The sequence below is a fragment of the Camelimonas sp. ID_303_24 genome (genome assembly GCF_053543495.1).
In genome coordinates, this window is record NZ_JBLLJM010000005.1 from 173,686 (window position 1) to 188,039 (window position 14,354).

Genomic DNA, 14,354 nt, shown 5'->3' on the forward strand with positions numbered 1-14,354 from the left:
CAGGCCCATGTGGCCAGGCCCATGTAGTCAGGCGCCAGATGAAATACATGACGCGCCGGTGACGCCGCGCCATGGCGTTTCCCGCCAAAGCGGTTATCAATTTGCACAGAAGCTTGTCACAGCAGCATGCGCCGCAACAACAAGGCGCAGCCTTCCGTTCCCTGGCCCAACCACGCCAGCATGACGGATGCAGGAGGAAACACAACTTGTCGATGCAGACCATCAGGCAAACCGCCACGCACAGGCCGCGCCTGTTCTCGCCCTTGCGCGCCGGCGTGCTCGATCTGTCCCACCGGGTGGCCATGGCCCCGCTCACCCGCATGCGCGCCGGCCCAGGCGAGGCGCCGCGACCGCTCAACGCGGTCTATTACGGCCAGCGCGCCAGCGAAGGCGGGCTGATTATCGCCGAGGCCTCGCAGATTCATCCCACCGGGCGCGGCGCGCTTCACACGCCGGGCATTCACACGCCAGAACAGATCGCCGGCTGGAAAGCCATCACGGAGGCGGTTCACGCGCGCGGCGGCCAGATCTTCCTGCAATTGTGGCACATGGGCCGGGTGTCGCACCCGTCCTACCAGCCTGAAGGCGCCCTGCCCGTCGCCCCCTCGGCCGTCGCCGCCGACATCAAGGTGATGAGCGCCAGCGGAACGCCGGAGCCCATGCCGACGCCCCGCGCCCTCACTGACGCGGAAATCCACGAACTGATCGGCGTCTACCGCCAGGCCGGCCTCAACGCTCTGGAAGCCGGTTTCGACGGCGTCGAGATTCACGGCGCCAATGGCTATCTGCTTGAGCAGTTCCTGCAGAGCCGCAGCAACCAGCGCGACGATCAATGGGGCGGCAATATCGCCAACCGCGCCCGCCTGCTGCTGGAAGTGACCCGGCAACTCGTCGCCGCCTGCGGCGCTGGGCGCGTCGCCGTGCGCCTGTCGCCGTTTGGCGTCGCCAACGGCTCGGGCGAGGACGATCCGATGCCGCTGTACAGCCATGTGGTGGAGCAACTGGCGCCCATGGGCCTCGCCTATCTGCATCTGATCGAGCCGCGCGCCAGCGGCGCCGGCCAGCGCGAGGTCGACCACAAGGATGTGCCGTCAGCGGCGGAGCTGTTCCGGCCACTGTGGCCAGGCGTGCTGATCTCCGCCGGCAACTATACCGGCGACATGGCCGAGGACGCGATCGCCGCCGGCAACGCCGACATCATCGCCTTTGGCCGCTATTTCACCTCGAACCCCGACCTGCCGGAGCGCCTGCGGACCGGCGGGACCCTGGCCCCCTACGACCGCCCGACGTTCTACGGCGGCGACAGCCGCGGCTATACGGATTTCCCGAAGGTCGACGGCCAGCCAGCCTGAGCCGGCGATGGCAACGGGGCGGACGCCATGCCGCCCCCACCCATCACCCCTGGCGCCCCGCCGCCCTCGCCCCATCATGGCCGGGCCAGATCCGGCTAGCCGCGACGGCGCGGCGTCTGCAACGAAATTTGTCCGCGCCGGCGCAGCAGCGTGGAGCTCCTGACAGGCGCGGACATGACGACGATGGCGGGAGCCAGGCGCAAGCCATATCCAGCCAGAACCGCCTCCGGCAACAACCGCGTCCGGCAAAACCACATCGGCTGCGCCGCAACCGGCTATCCGCCCGCCTCCTGGCCCTGCTCGCAGAAGCGGATGCGGTTGCCGAACGGATCATGCACCTCCACCTGCTCGCCCCATGGCAGCGTCTCCAGGCCAGGCCGGTTGTATTTGTATTGTTTCGCCAGCAGCTCCCGGTGCAGCGCCCGCACGCCCTGCATGGGGACGAACAGGGTGGAGCCGGGGCTGGCGTCGCCGTGATGCTCCGAGAGATGCAGGCGCATGCCGGCGCGCGCCACCTCCATGTACAGCGGCAGCCCAGACGCGAAGCGGTGCTCGAACCGGACTGAAAACCCCAAAAAGTCGCAATAAAATTCGCGAGCCCTGGCTTCGTCGAAAATCCGCAGGATCGGGATCGTCGCCAGGAAGCTGACGCCGCCGCTTCGGGCAACGTCAGACGCCTTTACCTTACCCGCCGCCGCATCTTCAGCGGCAAGCGCCGCCGCGGCGGTGTTCCAGTCGGGGAAGCCAAGCTGGCTGGCGACCAGTTCCAGCGCCAGCGCGTGCGGCGCCGCGACGCCGCGTGCGGCCAGCGCATCGCGCAGCCGACGGGCCATCGCTTTGGCCTCAGCTATGTCGGGCATGGGAAGCTCCTGTTCCCGGCGGTGTCGCACGGCGCCCGCATTACCGACGTTCCGCCGGTCCATAGAGCCTGATTGGGAAATCCCGGATCACGGATGTTTTCACCATTCCCCTCCCGGGGCGCGGGCGGCAGGCAACATCAGCCTTCCGCCATGGTTACACCGGGAGCAAATGGCCGTCGAGCGGCGCCCGGCCTCACCGCGCCAGGCCCGCCAGGCGCCAGCGTCGACGCCGCAACCGAGAACGCCTGACTTCCATCCGGGCAGGAAGCCCCGCGGCATATCGGGCAATCTGTCTGGCCAGAGACAGGCCGACAGCATGGATCAAAATCTTTGCCCGCCGCCGGAGAAACCGGGCGCATTCAGGCTCACCGCCTCGGCAGGCGGCGCGCGGTGGCAGGCGCAGCTTTACGTCACGCTGCTATTCTGGCGGCGAACCCACCACGGCAGCCCCGGCCCGACATCTGGCGACGGCCGGGACAGCCAACGGCCGCCCGCCGCCCGCCGCAACCTGACAGCCAGCGCCGGCGCCGTCGCGCGCCTGCCAGACGACCCATGGGACCATCCGGCGCAAGCGCGACCCCGCTTTCGCTCCTGTCTGATCATGGCGGCCCTGCTGCTGATCGCCTGGGCCTCCGCCGATACGGCGGCGCGCCTGTTCAGCCGCATCAACTTCGAACGGCTGCTGACGGGCGGCTGAAGCGGCGAGCCCCGCCGCCTGGCGCGTCAGCCGATGGCTTCCACGGCGCGATCCGCCATTTCCCGCGCCAGCGGCTCCAGCTTCGCCGCATCCTCGCCAGCGGCGTTGCCAGCGCGCACGCGGTCGTTGATGCCAAGGAAGATCACCGAGAAGCGGAACAGCGCGAACGCCACATGGAACGGCAGCAGCTTCGCTGTCGGCACGGCGTGCGCATAATAATGGGCAATGAACTCGGCCTCGGTCGGGATGCCCAACGCCGTGTGGTCGAGCCCGCGAATGCCGCCATACTGCTCCGGCGTGGTGCGCCACGGAATGCAGGCAAAAGCCAGATCCGCCAGCGGATGGCCAAGGGTCGACAGCTCCCAGTCGAGGATGCCGATCACCCGCGGCTCGGTGGGGTGGTAGAGCATGTTGCCGAGGCGGAAATCGCCATGGGCGATGGCAACGCGGCCGTCGTCCTCCGGCATGTTGGCCGGCAGCCATTCGACCAGCCGGTCGAGGGCGGGAATGCGCTCGCTGGGGCTCTCGTTGTAGGCGCGCGTCCAGCGGGCGATCTGGCGCTGGAAGTAATTGCCCGGCCTGCCGAAATCGCCGAGGCCGATCTTCTCCGGCTGCACCGCGTGCAGCTTCGCCATGGCTTCCGCCAGTCCAAGATAGATGGCGCGCCGCTCTTCAGGCGCGATGTCCGGCAGGGCGCAATCATGGAACACCCGGCCGTCGAGGCGATCCATCAGATAGAACGGCGTGCCAAGCACGTCCGGCTCCCTGTAGTGCAGCACGGCGCGCGGGGTTGGCACGTCGACCGGGTTCAGCGCCTCAAGAGCGCGGTATTCACGATCGATGGCGTGGGCGCCGGGCAGCAGCTTGCCTGGCGGCTGCTTGCGCAGCACCATGCGGCGGTCGCCGAAATCAATGAAATACGTCGGATTGGACTGGCCACCGGAAATCCTGGCGACCTCGAAGCGCTCCGGCTTTTCGCCAAAATACCCCTCGAGGAAGTTGCGCAGGGCGTCGCGGCCTGCCTCGCCATCCAGCGCATCCGGTTCCCTGACCTGTCCGGCCATATCTCGTCTCCCGCGTCTTCCGGCGCGGGAAACAGAACCCGCGCCCCAGGCATCCCCTGCGAAGGGAATCTCTTCCGGGGGCGCCCTGGCCGTCACACATGGTCCGGCGGGACTCACCCCGATACAGGGGTCACGTAAACGCATTGACCCAAAAAGTGTAGTCGCCTGGCAGCTGGCCGCCGTTTTTCGTCGCCGTTTGCGCACGGCCCCGGCCCCATGCCGGCGTCCCCCCTCCCCTTTTACAGAAGGCTCGCCATACACGACGCCCGTCCGGCCTGGCAGGCGGACGGGCGTGAGGTCTGGACAGCCCGGCAACGGCTGTCGTGGTTTCGATAGCGGCGCAGCGCGCCTTATTTCACGACGGTGACCCGCTCTGCGTCGATATCCGGCTCTTTCATCAGATGCGTGTCGACCTCACCCTCAATCCTGATTCGGGTCGTGGCGTCGACCGGCTCCCTGGGAAAGTCTTCATCGTCGATCTCGACCGAAATTTCTCCGGTCTCATCCTTGAACAGATATCGCTCGTCACCAGTCTTGCGAACAATCGTTCCTTCCAGCGTCACCTTCTGGTCATCCACCGGCTTGGCCTTGATCGCCGAAACCGTGGTCTTGCCATAAGCCGGCTGCGCCGCCTGCTTTGTGTCGGACGGGCCGGTCCATTGCGCGATGGCTGCTGAACTCACCAGCGCCATGCCTGCGGGCGTCAACATCGCCATCGAAGCCGCAATGAGAATTCTGATGGTGTTCATGGCCAAGGCTCCTCCCTGTTTCAGCCCCCCGACAGCGACATTGCGGCTTGCAGCCCATGGGGCCGGCGAAGCCGCAACCTTGCATGGTGATTACAGCGCATCACAACCGCCATGGCCATCCCCAACCCGCGGAGCGCCGCACGGCGGCAGGCCGCCAGCACACGTGAGGCGAAGCCGCAGATGCCGGCGCTGGCGCGCCAGACCCACCCGGCCGCCAACTGACATTGCAGCGGTTCTGGCTTACAATCGCGTTCTCCCGATGGGGAAAACCGGAGGCCGCGCGCCGCCTTTGCCTATGCGGCATACTTCCAGATGGCCCGGCTCTCCGTCGAACCGCATGGAGCCACAATGAGATCGATCGCCGCGATGCTGGCCCTGAAACTGCTGTCGCTGGCGGGCGCACTGGCCCTGATAACCGTATTCACCGGGCTATTCGCCTTCCGGGAGCTTCTCGGCCCGCACCTTCTCCTGCTTCTCACCGGCGGCGTCCTCGCCGTCGCCATCGGCGAAGGCGGCTCCCGGTGGCTTGCAAAACGGCTTGAAACGCAGGATTGAGCCCCCCCTGTCTTCGCCACGGGGGGCGTTGTGCAGCGCAAGAAACCTGTCCGCTTGCCGCGGAATGACGGAGGCCCGGCGCCGCATGGCGAACGCCATGCGCATGTACGTCAACATGGCGGGCGCCTTGCAGGGCAACCAGACGTCGGGACCACCCGCCAGATCCGGCGTACCATCATGCGCCACGGCAGGAGGCGCTGCAGCCAGCCATGCCCCGCTTCATGAACCTCGCTGCAATTGTCAGCGCGCTGGCGCACCAGCCGGGGTCGCGGCGAACCGTGAGGCTTTCAGAGTCAATGCGCCGGCATTCCCGAACGCGTCCCGTCCCTATTCCGTGGCGGCGATGGCGCGCGCGTAAGTCGCCAGATCAAAATAGCCCCGCCCTACGCTGATCTTTGAATCATCAAGAAGAAACACCCCGCAGCAGGGCAGCTCGACCCTCCTGTCGCCGACCATGGTGCGATCGATGCGCTCGGCCATCACGATATGGCCCTGGGCCAGGATGTTCACCGTCTCCCACGCAGTCCAGGTCCAGTCCTTGATAAACCCGTGTATAAACCGCGCAGATTGTTGTGACCGCTGACCGGTTTGTTCATGACGTTGTGGCAGACACCGCCTTGCGTGAAGTAAACAACAATCTCGCCGGCATCCAGACGCGACCACGCGGAGATAAAACTGCGCACGATCTCTTCATTGGCCGTCACGTTCAGCCCTCCCATCCCGTCGCATGATGGACGCGTTACCGTCCCCATCCCCCCTCGCCAGGCCACCGGGCGGCCCAGACATTGGACCACAGCCAACGGCAGGCTGAAATGAACAAAAGAGAAGAGAGGAAAAAGCGACCGCCGCGCCACGCAGCGATCAGGAAACCAGCGCGGCGTCAGAAAAAACCCGGCTAGTCTGCCAGCATGGGCTGGCGACGCGATTTTGCCCAGGCAGCAAAGCGCTGATTTCAATCAACAATATGAAATGAAAATTCACTGGCTGGGGCGCCAGGACCCTCTCTTCACAGATTGAGAGCCGATGAAATCGTTATATTTATTGGTATTTCACGCTTGTTTTGGGGTACCAGTCTGAGGTACCAGTGGGGTACCAGCTAGACTCCCAGCGACCCCGGACACCCCCTGTATGGCAGCCGACAAACGACACCTCATGAAGCACGGCAACCAGTGGGTGGTTGTCGTCAAGGTCCCTGCCCGCCTGCGTGAAATCGTCGGCAAGGCGCACTTGAAGCACCCCCTGCATACGGACAACCTCACCACCGCGAACCGGGACAAGTTCGGCATCGTGGCGCGGATGAAGGCCGAACTGGCGGAGGCTGAACGAAAGCTGAAGCAGAACGCCAGCGCCGCAGGTGACGCGCTCATGGACGAAGCCATGGAATGGCGTGACGCCCCGGCTGGCGAGGACGACAACGCCGAAGCTGCCTCCCTGCTGCTTGTCGAACGGGCGGAACAGATCGAATCGCAGGAGGGCCATGAGCGGGCCAAGGCATTCGTGGACGCAGCCAAAGGTGTAGCCACTCCACTTCTCGCGATGGTGGATGCCCATCCATTCGGGACTGAAGGGCATCGTGCAGCAGCGCATCGCTAGCAAGGCTGGCGACGAATGGCTGTTCCCTGAACTGCCGGAGCCCAAACCCGGATCAGCGGTGGAACGCTCCCAGTATGTCGTGAAGGCATTCACCACCTATCGCAGGCGAGTGGGAGTGAATGACGTGCCGCCGGGAGCTCGGCAGTCCCGCGTGGACTTCCACAGCTTCCGGCGCTGGTTCATCACCAAGGCGGAACAGGCGCACCAGCCGCCCCACTTCATAGCGGCGCTGGTTGGGCATAAGCGGGAAGGAATGACGCTTGGGCTGTATTCAGGGGGGCCGGATGTGGAGCAGTTCAGGGCGGTTGTGGAGGCTGTTTGCCTGCCTCCGAGACGAGAGGATTAGAACCGCGAGTTCCTCGCTTACCAATTGATACTATTTATTTTTTTCTCCCCCCCGCTTGATGTCGAACGCGACTGACGCAGCCTACGAACAGGGGCTAGGATAAATTGCTGTGGGCCAAGATTGCCTTGTGGGTATTCCCAAGTTACATCTTTTCTCGACTTCGGCGTTAGCCGCACCTCGCACTGGCCCTCAGGCACGCTAGTTTCACTTGAAGCTACGGGCTTTGCGGGGGCTTCGGGAATTCCCATTCTCTCAGTTGACGACTCCATCGTGAAGATGAGTTGCAGGTTGCCGGAGTATAGCAATGGAGGTGCCGCCTATGACCAACAATCAGAAGCGTCTGAACCTTGCTGTGAGGGTCGCGCAGTTCACGTACTGGGCTCTTAGGAGCTTGAGTGCGCTCGTTGACCTGATCAGCAAGGTTGTCAACTACAATGACACACACATTCGACAACTTCGCATACTCCTTCGCTAAGGGCGGGAAGCCTATTTTCGCACCGAGCGCCAAGGGCAGTGAGTGGGGTGAAAAGATAAGGCTATGCGTAGCGAAGCATTACGTATTTGACGATTTTGTATATCATTTTAAAGACGGCTCGCACGTTCTGGCGTTACACAAACATCGAAAGAACACCTTCTTCTGCCGCGTAGATATAGAGCGATTTTTCTACAGCATCCGCCGCAATCGTGTCAGACGTAGCTTGCGCGAGATTGGAATTCGTAAGGCAGAGACCTTTGCAAAATGGTCAACGGTCAAGAGCCCTTATGATGACGGCGGGTACGTGCTGCCTTATGGCTTCATTCAATCTCCAATTTTGGCCACTCTTGTTTTGATGAAGTCATCCATCGGGAGTTTGCTACGCGATTTGGATGCGCAAGGCACAACCGTCTCTGTCTATATGGATGATATATGTCTTTCATCGAATGATAAGGTGGCGCTGTGCGTTGCATTTGAAAGCCTGAACGCGGCGATTGCTGAATCGGGCTTCTCATTAAATGCTGCAAAAACTCGTTTGCCAGCGCGATCAGTCGACATCTTCAATTGTGGCTTGACGCACGGCTCGACGGAAGTTCTGCCCGAGCGGATCGCAGAATTCTATTCAGAGCCGCGAAGCATCGAGAGCGCGGCAGGGTTCGAGCAGTATGTCGACATCGTTCGGTCCCATACTTGGAGAGTCCACCCGTGACGCAAGCTGGTGCGCAACGCCCTGCCAACATAGAGCCCCCATCGCTTTGAGCGGTTGGGCATCGGGGCTGTTTTCCCCCAAAAAAATCTGAAGCCCTTCTTTTATACGGGGCGGCGAAAAATCCCCCCGTCCCCCTGTGCGCGTGCGCAGAGCAGCTCCGGCGTGACGCGCGGCTGGGCGGGAGTGAAAGCTCCCGTGCCATGCGCGGCTGGACGCGGCTATGGCTCCCGCGTGAAAGCTGAATTGTGGGGCCGGGATGGGCCTTGCCTTTGTCCGCACGGCAGGGAACATCCGGCCTGCCCTACAGCCCGCTCATGGAAGGCCCCTGCCTAGCGCCGATGGCCTTTCCGTGTGGCACGTATCGACCAAGGAGGGCAGGAAGCAGCCTTCAGGCAGGATGATGGCCGCGAGGGAATGAGAGCCGTTCTAGGCTCCCCCCCCGACATAGCCAACGCCATCCCCGGTTCGCCTTCAGTCTTCCAGCCGGGGCCATGCCCTTTCCGCCTGCCAGCACCTCACCGGACACGGGGGCCTGCCTCACTCCTTCCCGCACCGTCCCGCATCCCACTTGGGTATACCTCCACGAGACGCTGACCTGAGACACTTTTAGCGCCTCAATAGGGTTGACTTGCGCATTTTGGTACATCACTTTGACGTGGTCTAGAACCTATTGGTACATTTGAGGCTCGCCAATGCGCATCGGATACGCCCGCGTCAGCACCACGGACCAAGACCTGACCATCCAGCTTGAAGCCCTGAAGGCGGCAGGCTGTGATTGCGTCCGGCAGGAGAAGGTGAGCGGGACGAAGCTGGATGGAAGGACCGAACTGCGGACCATCCTCGACATGATCCGGCAAGGCGACACGCTGGTTGTCACCCGCATTGACCGTCTGGCCCGTTCCATAGGCGACCTTCAGGACATCGTTAGGGAACTGAAGGACAGGGGCGCTGCGCTACAGGCCACCGAACAGCCAATCGACACGACCACAGCAGCCGGCAAGGCCTTCCTCGACATGCTGGGTGTCTTCGCGGAGTTCGAGACGAACCTTCGCAGGGAACGGCAGATGGAAGGGATTGCCAAGGCAAAGGCCGCAGGCGTCTACAAGGGCCGGAAGCCCAGCGTGGACGTGGAACAGGTCCGGGCCATGAGGGCCAAGGGCATGGGCGCTTCAGCCATCGCCAAGGAACTGGGCATTGGTAGGGCCAGCGTTTACCGGGCGCTGGGCGAATAGTCGCCTCCGCTGGTGGATAGCTGTTTCCTTGTCACCCGTATCGACCAAGGACGGCCTTCATGGCTGTCCGGGTACGATGACACCCGCGAACCAGTCCTGCGGGTTCTGGACCGCCCCCCTGACAGCTTGCAGCGCAACGCTATCCACAGGACAGCCTGTCGCAGACCATAGGACAACCCTATGGCAGGACTCAGACTTTGACCGATGATCCCTGCAGCGGGATGATTCCTGTAACGAAATCAAATATTTAGCTTGATACAGCGGACTTCTTGCCTACCCTGGCCGCTCCAAATCACCACCGCAATCAGGAACGACCATGGACCTCTTCATCACGACCCCGCTGTTCTCCGTCCACATCGTCCGCTGGCCAAAGGGACAGGGCGCGGGCTGGAGCTTTGAGCGGCGCAGGTCGCATCACCCGCACGTCGGGCAGTCTGTCCTTGCCTACCTTGGCCGGGTCCAGATCACAGCCACAGCCGAGCGGCGGAAAGACCTCAGCATCCAGTGGTGAAGCCGGAGCCGTGTGTCTAGGGCCATTACCTAGCGCATTGGCCCATTGGTCGGGCTGTGCAGGACGCTGCATTTGTATAGTCCGACTACACAAATCAATATTCAATGATTTCAATGACTTATAATTATTGCCCACACTAAGAGTGAAGATACCCACCTAAGTGTCAACTGAAGTGTTACACTTAGGTGTTCCTTAGGTGTCCTCTTCAGTTTCATCCTTCATCATATCATCCTTATGAAGACATGAAGGAAGATAGGAGTAAGGCTTACACCTAAGCCAAACTTCAGCACCCCGCAGGCCAGCCCTTTCGTGTCCGCTTCAAGCCGCGACTGAAGAGGCCCCTGAACGGGACCATGCTGGCAGGTCTGATCCCCTCGACCATGACCAGCTCTCCAAGCTGCCTCCCCCTTCCTGTCTTCCATCCCGGCCCCATGGCCGGGGCTGCCTTGTTAGGCGGACACCATGAGCCGGACGAAGGCCCATGTGTAGTCACTATACAAACGGACAGGACGGGGCGGACGCCTTCCCTCGCAGCCTCAATGCATCATGGGCTGCGCCCATCTTGGCTGTGCCGCTAGGCAATGCACCGTTCTAGCGGCTTCAGGCCAGCCATAACCATAACCATGACCACCAAACCCAATGCGGCGAACCCGCTAACCAATGGCCCACACGGCCCCAGCGCCACCGCAGACACCTATGATGTGGCCGCAGCCATCACCCAAGATGGCGCTTATTGCGCTGGTGAAGAGTTGCTGGCGCGGGGAGAGATAACCCCTGAACAGTTCAGCAAGCTCCTGACCACTGCGATCCAGCGCAAGCTGGCACGCTGGCGAATGGAGTTGGCCGCAAGCGGCGTGACCGTTCACTGACCCGTCCCTAATTCCCATCTCGTATATGTGCTTTGCACTGTCTTCTTTAATTTTCGGAACTCAACAACACCCCCATGACACCCAAGCAACCCCTCAGGCCCGCTAGGCCCGACCAAGACCCGGACGGCAAGCCCGTCTACATCGTGCCAGTAACCGGCACCAACTTCACCGCCCGCATCCTTGCTGATGACTGGCATGACCTCCAACAACGCGGCTACTCCCCCAACTGGTGCTTCAGTGGCGGCGCAGTCCACACCCGTCGCCTCAACGCCACCGCCAAGGACATGCCCGAGCGCATCTCCCGTGTCCTCATGGGCGTCACCGACAGCCGGACCTACGTGCGCTTCCGTGATCGCAACCCGCTCAACCTGCGCCGTGACAACCTCTACCTCTACCATGTGAAGTCTGCCGAAGAGCGGGACGCGGAGTTGTCGGCCAAGCGCCGCCAGCGTCTGGGTGGATGGGCCACCTACAGTGGCGTCAGTGGTCGCAAGTCGCGTATGCGGAAGGCAGGCTACTGATGTGCAGTCTCGCAGGCGCAGCCTCCCTCCTTTCCACCGGCGTGGGCATTGCCGGGCAGGTCATGGGCCACAATGCCCAGAAGAAGCAGGCGTATGACCAGTGGCTTCACAATGTGAAGGCCGAAGCACAGGCCGAAGAGTACCGGGGCCAACTGATCCAGTACCAGAACGATGTCTACCAGCAGGACATCGACTACGGATTCACCTATCTGAACTACCAGAAGGGTGAATTTGACCGGCAGGTTAACTACCTCGACCAGTCATCCAAGATCATTGAGAAGGGCCGGACAGCCCAGTACGGAACCCTTCTCCTGCGTCAGGTCGAAGAGGGCATCGCCAACATGATGGGCGTGGATGACCTCAACAGGCAGGCCCGCAAGACGCAGGCCGGGGCTGACGCCTACGCTGCCGACAAGGGCATCGAAGGTATCTCCGTTGACCAGATCATCGGAGACGTTGCCCGCCAGCAGGGCGAAGCCGTGACGGTCATGGAGATGAACCGAAGCGCCACCATGCGCCAGCTTGGTCTGGAGATGCAGGGCGTGAAGGCGCAGGCCGACAGCAGCCTGATGAACCTCCAGATGAAGACCTACAACCCGACGACACAGATCAGGAAGCCCCAGCCGGTTAACCCCGTCCAGCCTTCCGCGCCTGTCCCCATGCCCAGCAATGGCGCTCTTACGGCTGGCATTGCCGGGAGCCTGATCGGGGGCGTCACCAACTACAGCAAGTGGTCAGGGACACCCATGAACGACCTGTTCAAGATCGGATAGCGGCAGGCCCCACACCCCCGCCCCTTCAAAAGTGCAGTCACTACACATTTGCCCCCGGCCTCACGGCTGGGGGTTTTTCTTTTTCCCAAGGACAGAACCGATGAACACCCCCCAAGCCCTCACGGCAGGGCCGCAGCCCACTCACGACGCACTGGTCATCACCGTCAGGCCAGCCAAAGTCACAGCAAGGGGCCAGACCTTCGACGCCTTCCACGAAGGCCAGCACATCACCACCAGCCGCACCCCGTTCTATGCAGCGGCCCGGAAGCTGGTCGAAGAGGGCCACGACCCCGACGCCCTTCTGGTCATGCGCCATGTAGGCAAGGACATGGATTGTCTGAAGCAGCGCCTTGGGGTAGCGGCGAAGCTGACCGTCAGAGAGGACGCCAAGCGTGGTCCTTCCGTGGAAGCCTACAAACACTTCACAGGATAGCCCTCCAGTGTCCGGGGGGCAGGCCTAAAATCGGCAGGAAGGCCCTCGGGGTATGAGCACACCGGGGAGCCACTGCCGGGGATTCTAGGGCGGTACGGACACGGTCCGGTTTTGGACCACGGGCTACGGCCCTTTCGGGACGAAGCATCCGGCAACTCCGGCCCCCGCCTACAACATGACCGGAGAAGCCTTCGCTCCCTGACTTCGCGAACCACGCAGAAGTTGCCCGCGCGTGTGTGACCGACATATTATGCAATCGTTACAGCGTCTTATTAAACACGCGTGACGCGACATCCGGCTTATCGGCGTGAGTAGACGCAGTAGACTTGGACCGACCAACAGGACCAACTGAGGCCCGGTTGGTGATTAGTACTGGCGAGAAGCGGGTACGCCCACAGGAGCGTCTTGCGGGGCTGGCGATTGCTTGCCGGTCTGGCCGCTGCTCAAATTTGCAAGGGCGCGGGCTGATACAATATCGGCGACCAAGATCGAGCGCTTCTTTTCAAAGCCTTCATTAAAGACGGCTGTCACTTCCAGCCGGTTCCCGGCACCCACAGCAACGCCCGTTGTGATGGCCTTCTGCTTCAGGTCATCACACTTGGTCACTGCCACGTTCACGATGGTTTCTGCGGGCTCAATCGTCGCGGCGGACAGCGCAACAACCCCCTTGTCAACACACTCATAGAACGCCCCAATGGCATCCTTGATTAACGCGGTTTGTGCGTCGCTTTCCTGCTTGGCGTTGGCCTCTTGACGGCGCACTTCTACCTGACGTGCTTCAGCTTCCCGCTGCTTTCGGACAAACTCGGCAGCTTCAGCCTGTATGAACCTGTCAATGTCAGCCCTCAGCCTGCCTCCAACAGCACGCGGCAGGTCAGCGGCATAGGCACCTGTAACGAACACGCTCCCAGTGCCCGGCCCATGCAGGTAGTCGTGCATCGCCGCCACCTGCTTCAGTTGGGGCAGGCACCTGTCATACGCCATGGCCGTGGTGAAGGCTTGCCCCCATTGCTGATAGCGAGCCTGCCCAAGCGCCGTGGGATTGATACGCACTTGGTTAGCGACGCAGTCCGTTGCGGCGCGGATGGACGGCAGCAGCGCCCGTCGCTTTGCTCCTTCGTCCTGAGCAAAAGCCGGGGAGCAGATGCTGGCCCCCAAGGTGAGCAACAGTCCGACCCTTAGATAGTGAAGTGACATACGCGCCCCCCGACACAGCCAGCTTCCAGTTCTGATCCGATGAAACTCGCAGGTCAAGCTGCCGCGCTCCAATGCTGCTGCGCTCCAATGCGGCTGCGCCGCTAGGCATGTACGTCGTCATGGCCCGCAACCACGGCATCCGCCACTTCGCTCTGGTCCACGACAGTTACGGCACAGTGGCCGCTGACGTTGACCTAATGGGGCGCTGCCTGCGTCAGGCTTTCATTGACCTGTACACCCTCCACGATCCGCTGGAGGACTTCCGCGTCGACATCTACCTGCACCTGTCAGAAGAGAACGTGAAGCAGCTTCCACCAGTGCCACCTAAAGGAAATCTGGACCTGACGCAGGTGGCAGAGAGTGACTTTTTCTTTGCCTAAATGATCCCCGTTCAGGGACTATTCCCGTAACGCAAGGG

The 14,354-nt window shown here is 62.2% G+C and carries 18 protein-coding genes and 1 pseudogene; 13 read left to right on the top strand and 6 right to left on the bottom strand.

Annotation, left to right across the window (positions count from 1 at the left end; all coding sequences use genetic code 11):
- Nucleotides 1–212: 212 nt before the first annotated feature.
- Nucleotides 213–1,352 (top strand): alkene reductase, encoded by a 1,140-nt coding sequence (locus tag ACERNI_RS06455; protein ID WP_448832829.1) that lies wholly within the window; start codon nt 213–215, stop codon nt 1,350–1,352.
- Nucleotides 1,353–1,627: 275 nt separating this feature from the next.
- Here the strand turns inward: ACERNI_RS06455 and ACERNI_RS06460 are convergent, their stop codons facing one another.
- Nucleotides 1,628–2,212 (bottom strand): glyoxalase superfamily protein, encoded by a 585-nt coding sequence (locus ACERNI_RS06460; RefSeq protein WP_448832458.1) that lies wholly within the window; start codon nt 2,210–2,212, stop codon nt 1,628–1,630.
- Between the two features lie 316 nt (nt 2,213–2,528).
- On the opposite strand from ACERNI_RS06460, the gene ACERNI_RS06465 reads away from it, so the two are divergent.
- Nucleotides 2,529–2,909 (top strand): hypothetical protein, encoded by a 381-nt coding sequence (locus tag ACERNI_RS06465; RefSeq protein WP_448832459.1) that lies wholly within the window; start codon nt 2,529–2,531, stop codon nt 2,907–2,909.
- 26 nt (nt 2,910–2,935) lie between these two features.
- On the opposite strand, the gene ACERNI_RS06470 is transcribed toward ACERNI_RS06465, so the two are convergent.
- Both ACERNI_RS06470 and ACERNI_RS06475 read right to left on the bottom strand, forming a co-directional pair.
- Nucleotides 2,936–3,973, bottom strand: coding sequence for a phosphotransferase family protein (locus ACERNI_RS06470; RefSeq protein WP_448832460.1), 1,038 nt, complete (start codon nt 3,971–3,973; stop codon nt 2,936–2,938).
- Between the two features lie 350 nt (nt 3,974–4,323).
- Entirely contained in the window at nt 4,324–4,722 is a 399-nt protein-coding gene (locus tag ACERNI_RS06475; RefSeq protein ID WP_448832461.1) for a YgiW/YdeI family stress tolerance OB fold protein, read from the bottom strand.
- Nucleotides 4,723–5,070: 348 nt separating this feature from the next.
- Here ACERNI_RS06475 and ACERNI_RS06480 point away from each other — a divergent pair, with 348 nt between their 5' ends.
- Nucleotides 5,071–5,277, top strand: coding sequence for a hypothetical protein (locus ACERNI_RS06480; protein WP_448832462.1), 207 nt, complete (start codon nt 5,071–5,073; stop codon nt 5,275–5,277).
- A gap of 327 nt (nt 5,278–5,604) precedes the next feature.
- Here ACERNI_RS06480 and ACERNI_RS06485 read toward each other — a convergent pair whose 3' ends face one another.
- Entirely contained in the window at nt 5,605–5,787 is a 183-nt protein-coding gene (locus tag ACERNI_RS06485) for a limonene-1,2-epoxide hydrolase family protein (RefSeq protein ID WP_448832463.1), read from the bottom strand.
- Nucleotides 5,784–5,981: a hypothetical protein gene (locus ACERNI_RS06490; protein ID WP_448832464.1), complete on the bottom strand. Its 198-nt coding sequence runs from the start codon at nt 5,979–5,981 to the stop codon at nt 5,784–5,786. The genes ACERNI_RS06485 and ACERNI_RS06490 overlap by 4 nt, the downstream gene beginning before the upstream one ends.
- A 424-nt stretch (nt 5,982–6,405) precedes the next feature.
- Between ACERNI_RS06490 and ACERNI_RS06495 the strand changes: the two genes are divergently transcribed.
- The 9 genes from ACERNI_RS06495 to ACERNI_RS06535 all read left to right on the top strand — a co-directional run bounded on the left by ACERNI_RS06495 (nt 6,406) and on the right by ACERNI_RS06535 (nt 12,739).
- Nucleotides 6,406–6,870 carry a DUF6538 domain-containing protein gene (locus tag ACERNI_RS06495; RefSeq protein ID WP_448832465.1) on the top strand — a complete coding sequence of 155 codons (465 nt, stop codon included), beginning with the start codon at nt 6,406–6,408 and terminating at the stop codon, nt 6,868–6,870.
- The gene (locus ACERNI_RS06500) at nt 6,851–7,216 is read left to right on the top strand and encodes a hypothetical protein (protein ID WP_448832466.1); all 366 of its coding nucleotides are present in this window, start codon (nt 6,851–6,853) and stop codon (nt 7,214–7,216) included. Before ACERNI_RS06495 ends, ACERNI_RS06500 begins: the two co-directional genes overlap by 20 nt.
- Before the next feature lie 434 nt (nt 7,217–7,650).
- A complete protein-coding gene (locus ACERNI_RS06505; protein ID WP_448832467.1) occupies nt 7,651–8,400 on the top strand; it encodes a reverse transcriptase domain-containing protein in 750 nt (249 codons plus the stop codon).
- A gap of 692 nt (nt 8,401–9,092) precedes the next feature.
- Nucleotides 9,093–9,632, top strand: coding sequence for a recombinase family protein (locus ACERNI_RS06510; RefSeq protein ID WP_448832468.1), 540 nt, complete (start codon nt 9,093–9,095; stop codon nt 9,630–9,632).
- Nucleotides 9,633–9,948: 316 nt separating this feature from the next.
- The gene (locus ACERNI_RS06515; RefSeq protein WP_448832469.1) at nt 9,949–10,143 is read left to right on the top strand and encodes a hypothetical protein; all 195 of its coding nucleotides are present in this window, start codon (nt 9,949–9,951) and stop codon (nt 10,141–10,143) included.
- Nucleotides 10,144–10,766: 623 nt separating this feature from the next.
- Nucleotides 10,767–11,012 carry a hypothetical protein gene (locus tag ACERNI_RS06520; protein WP_448832470.1) on the top strand — a complete coding sequence of 82 codons (246 nt, stop codon included), beginning with the start codon at nt 10,767–10,769 and terminating at the stop codon, nt 11,010–11,012.
- Between the two features lie 74 nt (nt 11,013–11,086).
- Nucleotides 11,087–11,533 (top strand): hypothetical protein, encoded by a 447-nt coding sequence (locus ACERNI_RS06525; RefSeq protein WP_448832471.1) that lies wholly within the window; start codon nt 11,087–11,089, stop codon nt 11,531–11,533.
- Complete coding sequence (locus ACERNI_RS06530; RefSeq protein ID WP_448832472.1) at nt 11,533–12,306, top strand: virion core protein, T7 gp14 family; 774 nt, start codon at nt 11,533–11,535, stop codon at nt 12,304–12,306. The genes ACERNI_RS06525 and ACERNI_RS06530 overlap by 1 nt, the downstream gene beginning before the upstream one ends.
- Before the next feature lie 100 nt (nt 12,307–12,406).
- A complete protein-coding gene (locus tag ACERNI_RS06535; protein ID WP_448832473.1) occupies nt 12,407–12,739 on the top strand; it encodes a hypothetical protein in 333 nt (110 codons plus the stop codon).
- 366 nt (nt 12,740–13,105) lie between these two features.
- Here ACERNI_RS06535 and ACERNI_RS06540 read toward each other — a convergent pair whose 3' ends face one another.
- The gene (locus ACERNI_RS06540; RefSeq protein ID WP_448832474.1) at nt 13,106–13,936 is read right to left on the bottom strand and encodes a hypothetical protein; all 831 of its coding nucleotides are present in this window, start codon (nt 13,934–13,936) and stop codon (nt 13,106–13,108) included.
- A 59-nt stretch (nt 13,937–13,995) separates the two neighbouring features.
- Here ACERNI_RS06540 and ACERNI_RS06545 point away from each other — a divergent pair.
- A pseudogene (locus tag ACERNI_RS06545) lies at nt 13,996–14,316 on the top strand (DNA-directed RNA polymerase); the annotation flags it as partial.
- Nucleotides 14,317–14,354 lie beyond the last annotated feature (38 nt).

What these genes read in the sequence shown, in the direction of transcription:
- ACERNI_RS06535 (WP_448832473.1), top strand. Translation starts at nt 12,407, where the DNA reads ATGAACACCCCCCAAGCCCTCACGGCAGGGCCGCAGCCCACTCACGAC.
- ACERNI_RS06525 (WP_448832471.1), top strand. Translation starts at nt 11,087, where the DNA reads ATGACACCCAAGCAACCCCTCAGGCCCGCTAGGCCCGACCAAGACCCG.
- ACERNI_RS06530 (WP_448832472.1), top strand. Translation starts at nt 11,533, where the DNA reads ATGTGCAGTCTCGCAGGCGCAGCCTCCCTCCTTTCCACCGGCGTGGGC.
- ACERNI_RS06495 (WP_448832465.1), top strand. Translation starts at nt 6,406, where the DNA reads ATGGCAGCCGACAAACGACACCTCATGAAGCACGGCAACCAGTGGGTG.
- ACERNI_RS06475 (WP_448832461.1), bottom strand. Translation starts at nt 4,722, where the DNA reads ATGAACACCATCAGAATTCTCATTGCGGCTTCGATGGCGATGTTGACG.
- ACERNI_RS06465 (WP_448832459.1), top strand. Translation starts at nt 2,529, where the DNA reads ATGGATCAAAATCTTTGCCCGCCGCCGGAGAAACCGGGCGCATTCAGG.
- ACERNI_RS06480 (WP_448832462.1), top strand. Translation starts at nt 5,071, where the DNA reads ATGAGATCGATCGCCGCGATGCTGGCCCTGAAACTGCTGTCGCTGGCG.
- ACERNI_RS06505 (WP_448832467.1), top strand. Translation starts at nt 7,651, where the DNA reads ATGACACACACATTCGACAACTTCGCATACTCCTTCGCTAAGGGCGGG.
- ACERNI_RS06470 (WP_448832460.1), bottom strand. Translation starts at nt 3,973, where the DNA reads ATGGCCGGACAGGTCAGGGAACCGGATGCGCTGGATGGCGAGGCAGGC.
- ACERNI_RS06455 (WP_448832829.1), top strand. Translation starts at nt 213, where the DNA reads ATGCAGACCATCAGGCAAACCGCCACGCACAGGCCGCGCCTGTTCTCG.
- ACERNI_RS06515 (WP_448832469.1), top strand. Translation starts at nt 9,949, where the DNA reads ATGGACCTCTTCATCACGACCCCGCTGTTCTCCGTCCACATCGTCCGC.
- ACERNI_RS06460 (WP_448832458.1), bottom strand. Translation starts at nt 2,212, where the DNA reads ATGCCCGACATAGCTGAGGCCAAAGCGATGGCCCGTCGGCTGCGCGAT.
- ACERNI_RS06540 (WP_448832474.1), bottom strand. Translation starts at nt 13,936, where the DNA reads ATGTCACTTCACTATCTAAGGGTCGGACTGTTGCTCACCTTGGGGGCC.
- ACERNI_RS06520 (WP_448832470.1), top strand. Translation starts at nt 10,767, where the DNA reads ATGACCACCAAACCCAATGCGGCGAACCCGCTAACCAATGGCCCACAC.
- ACERNI_RS06510 (WP_448832468.1), top strand. Translation starts at nt 9,093, where the DNA reads ATGCGCATCGGATACGCCCGCGTCAGCACCACGGACCAAGACCTGACC.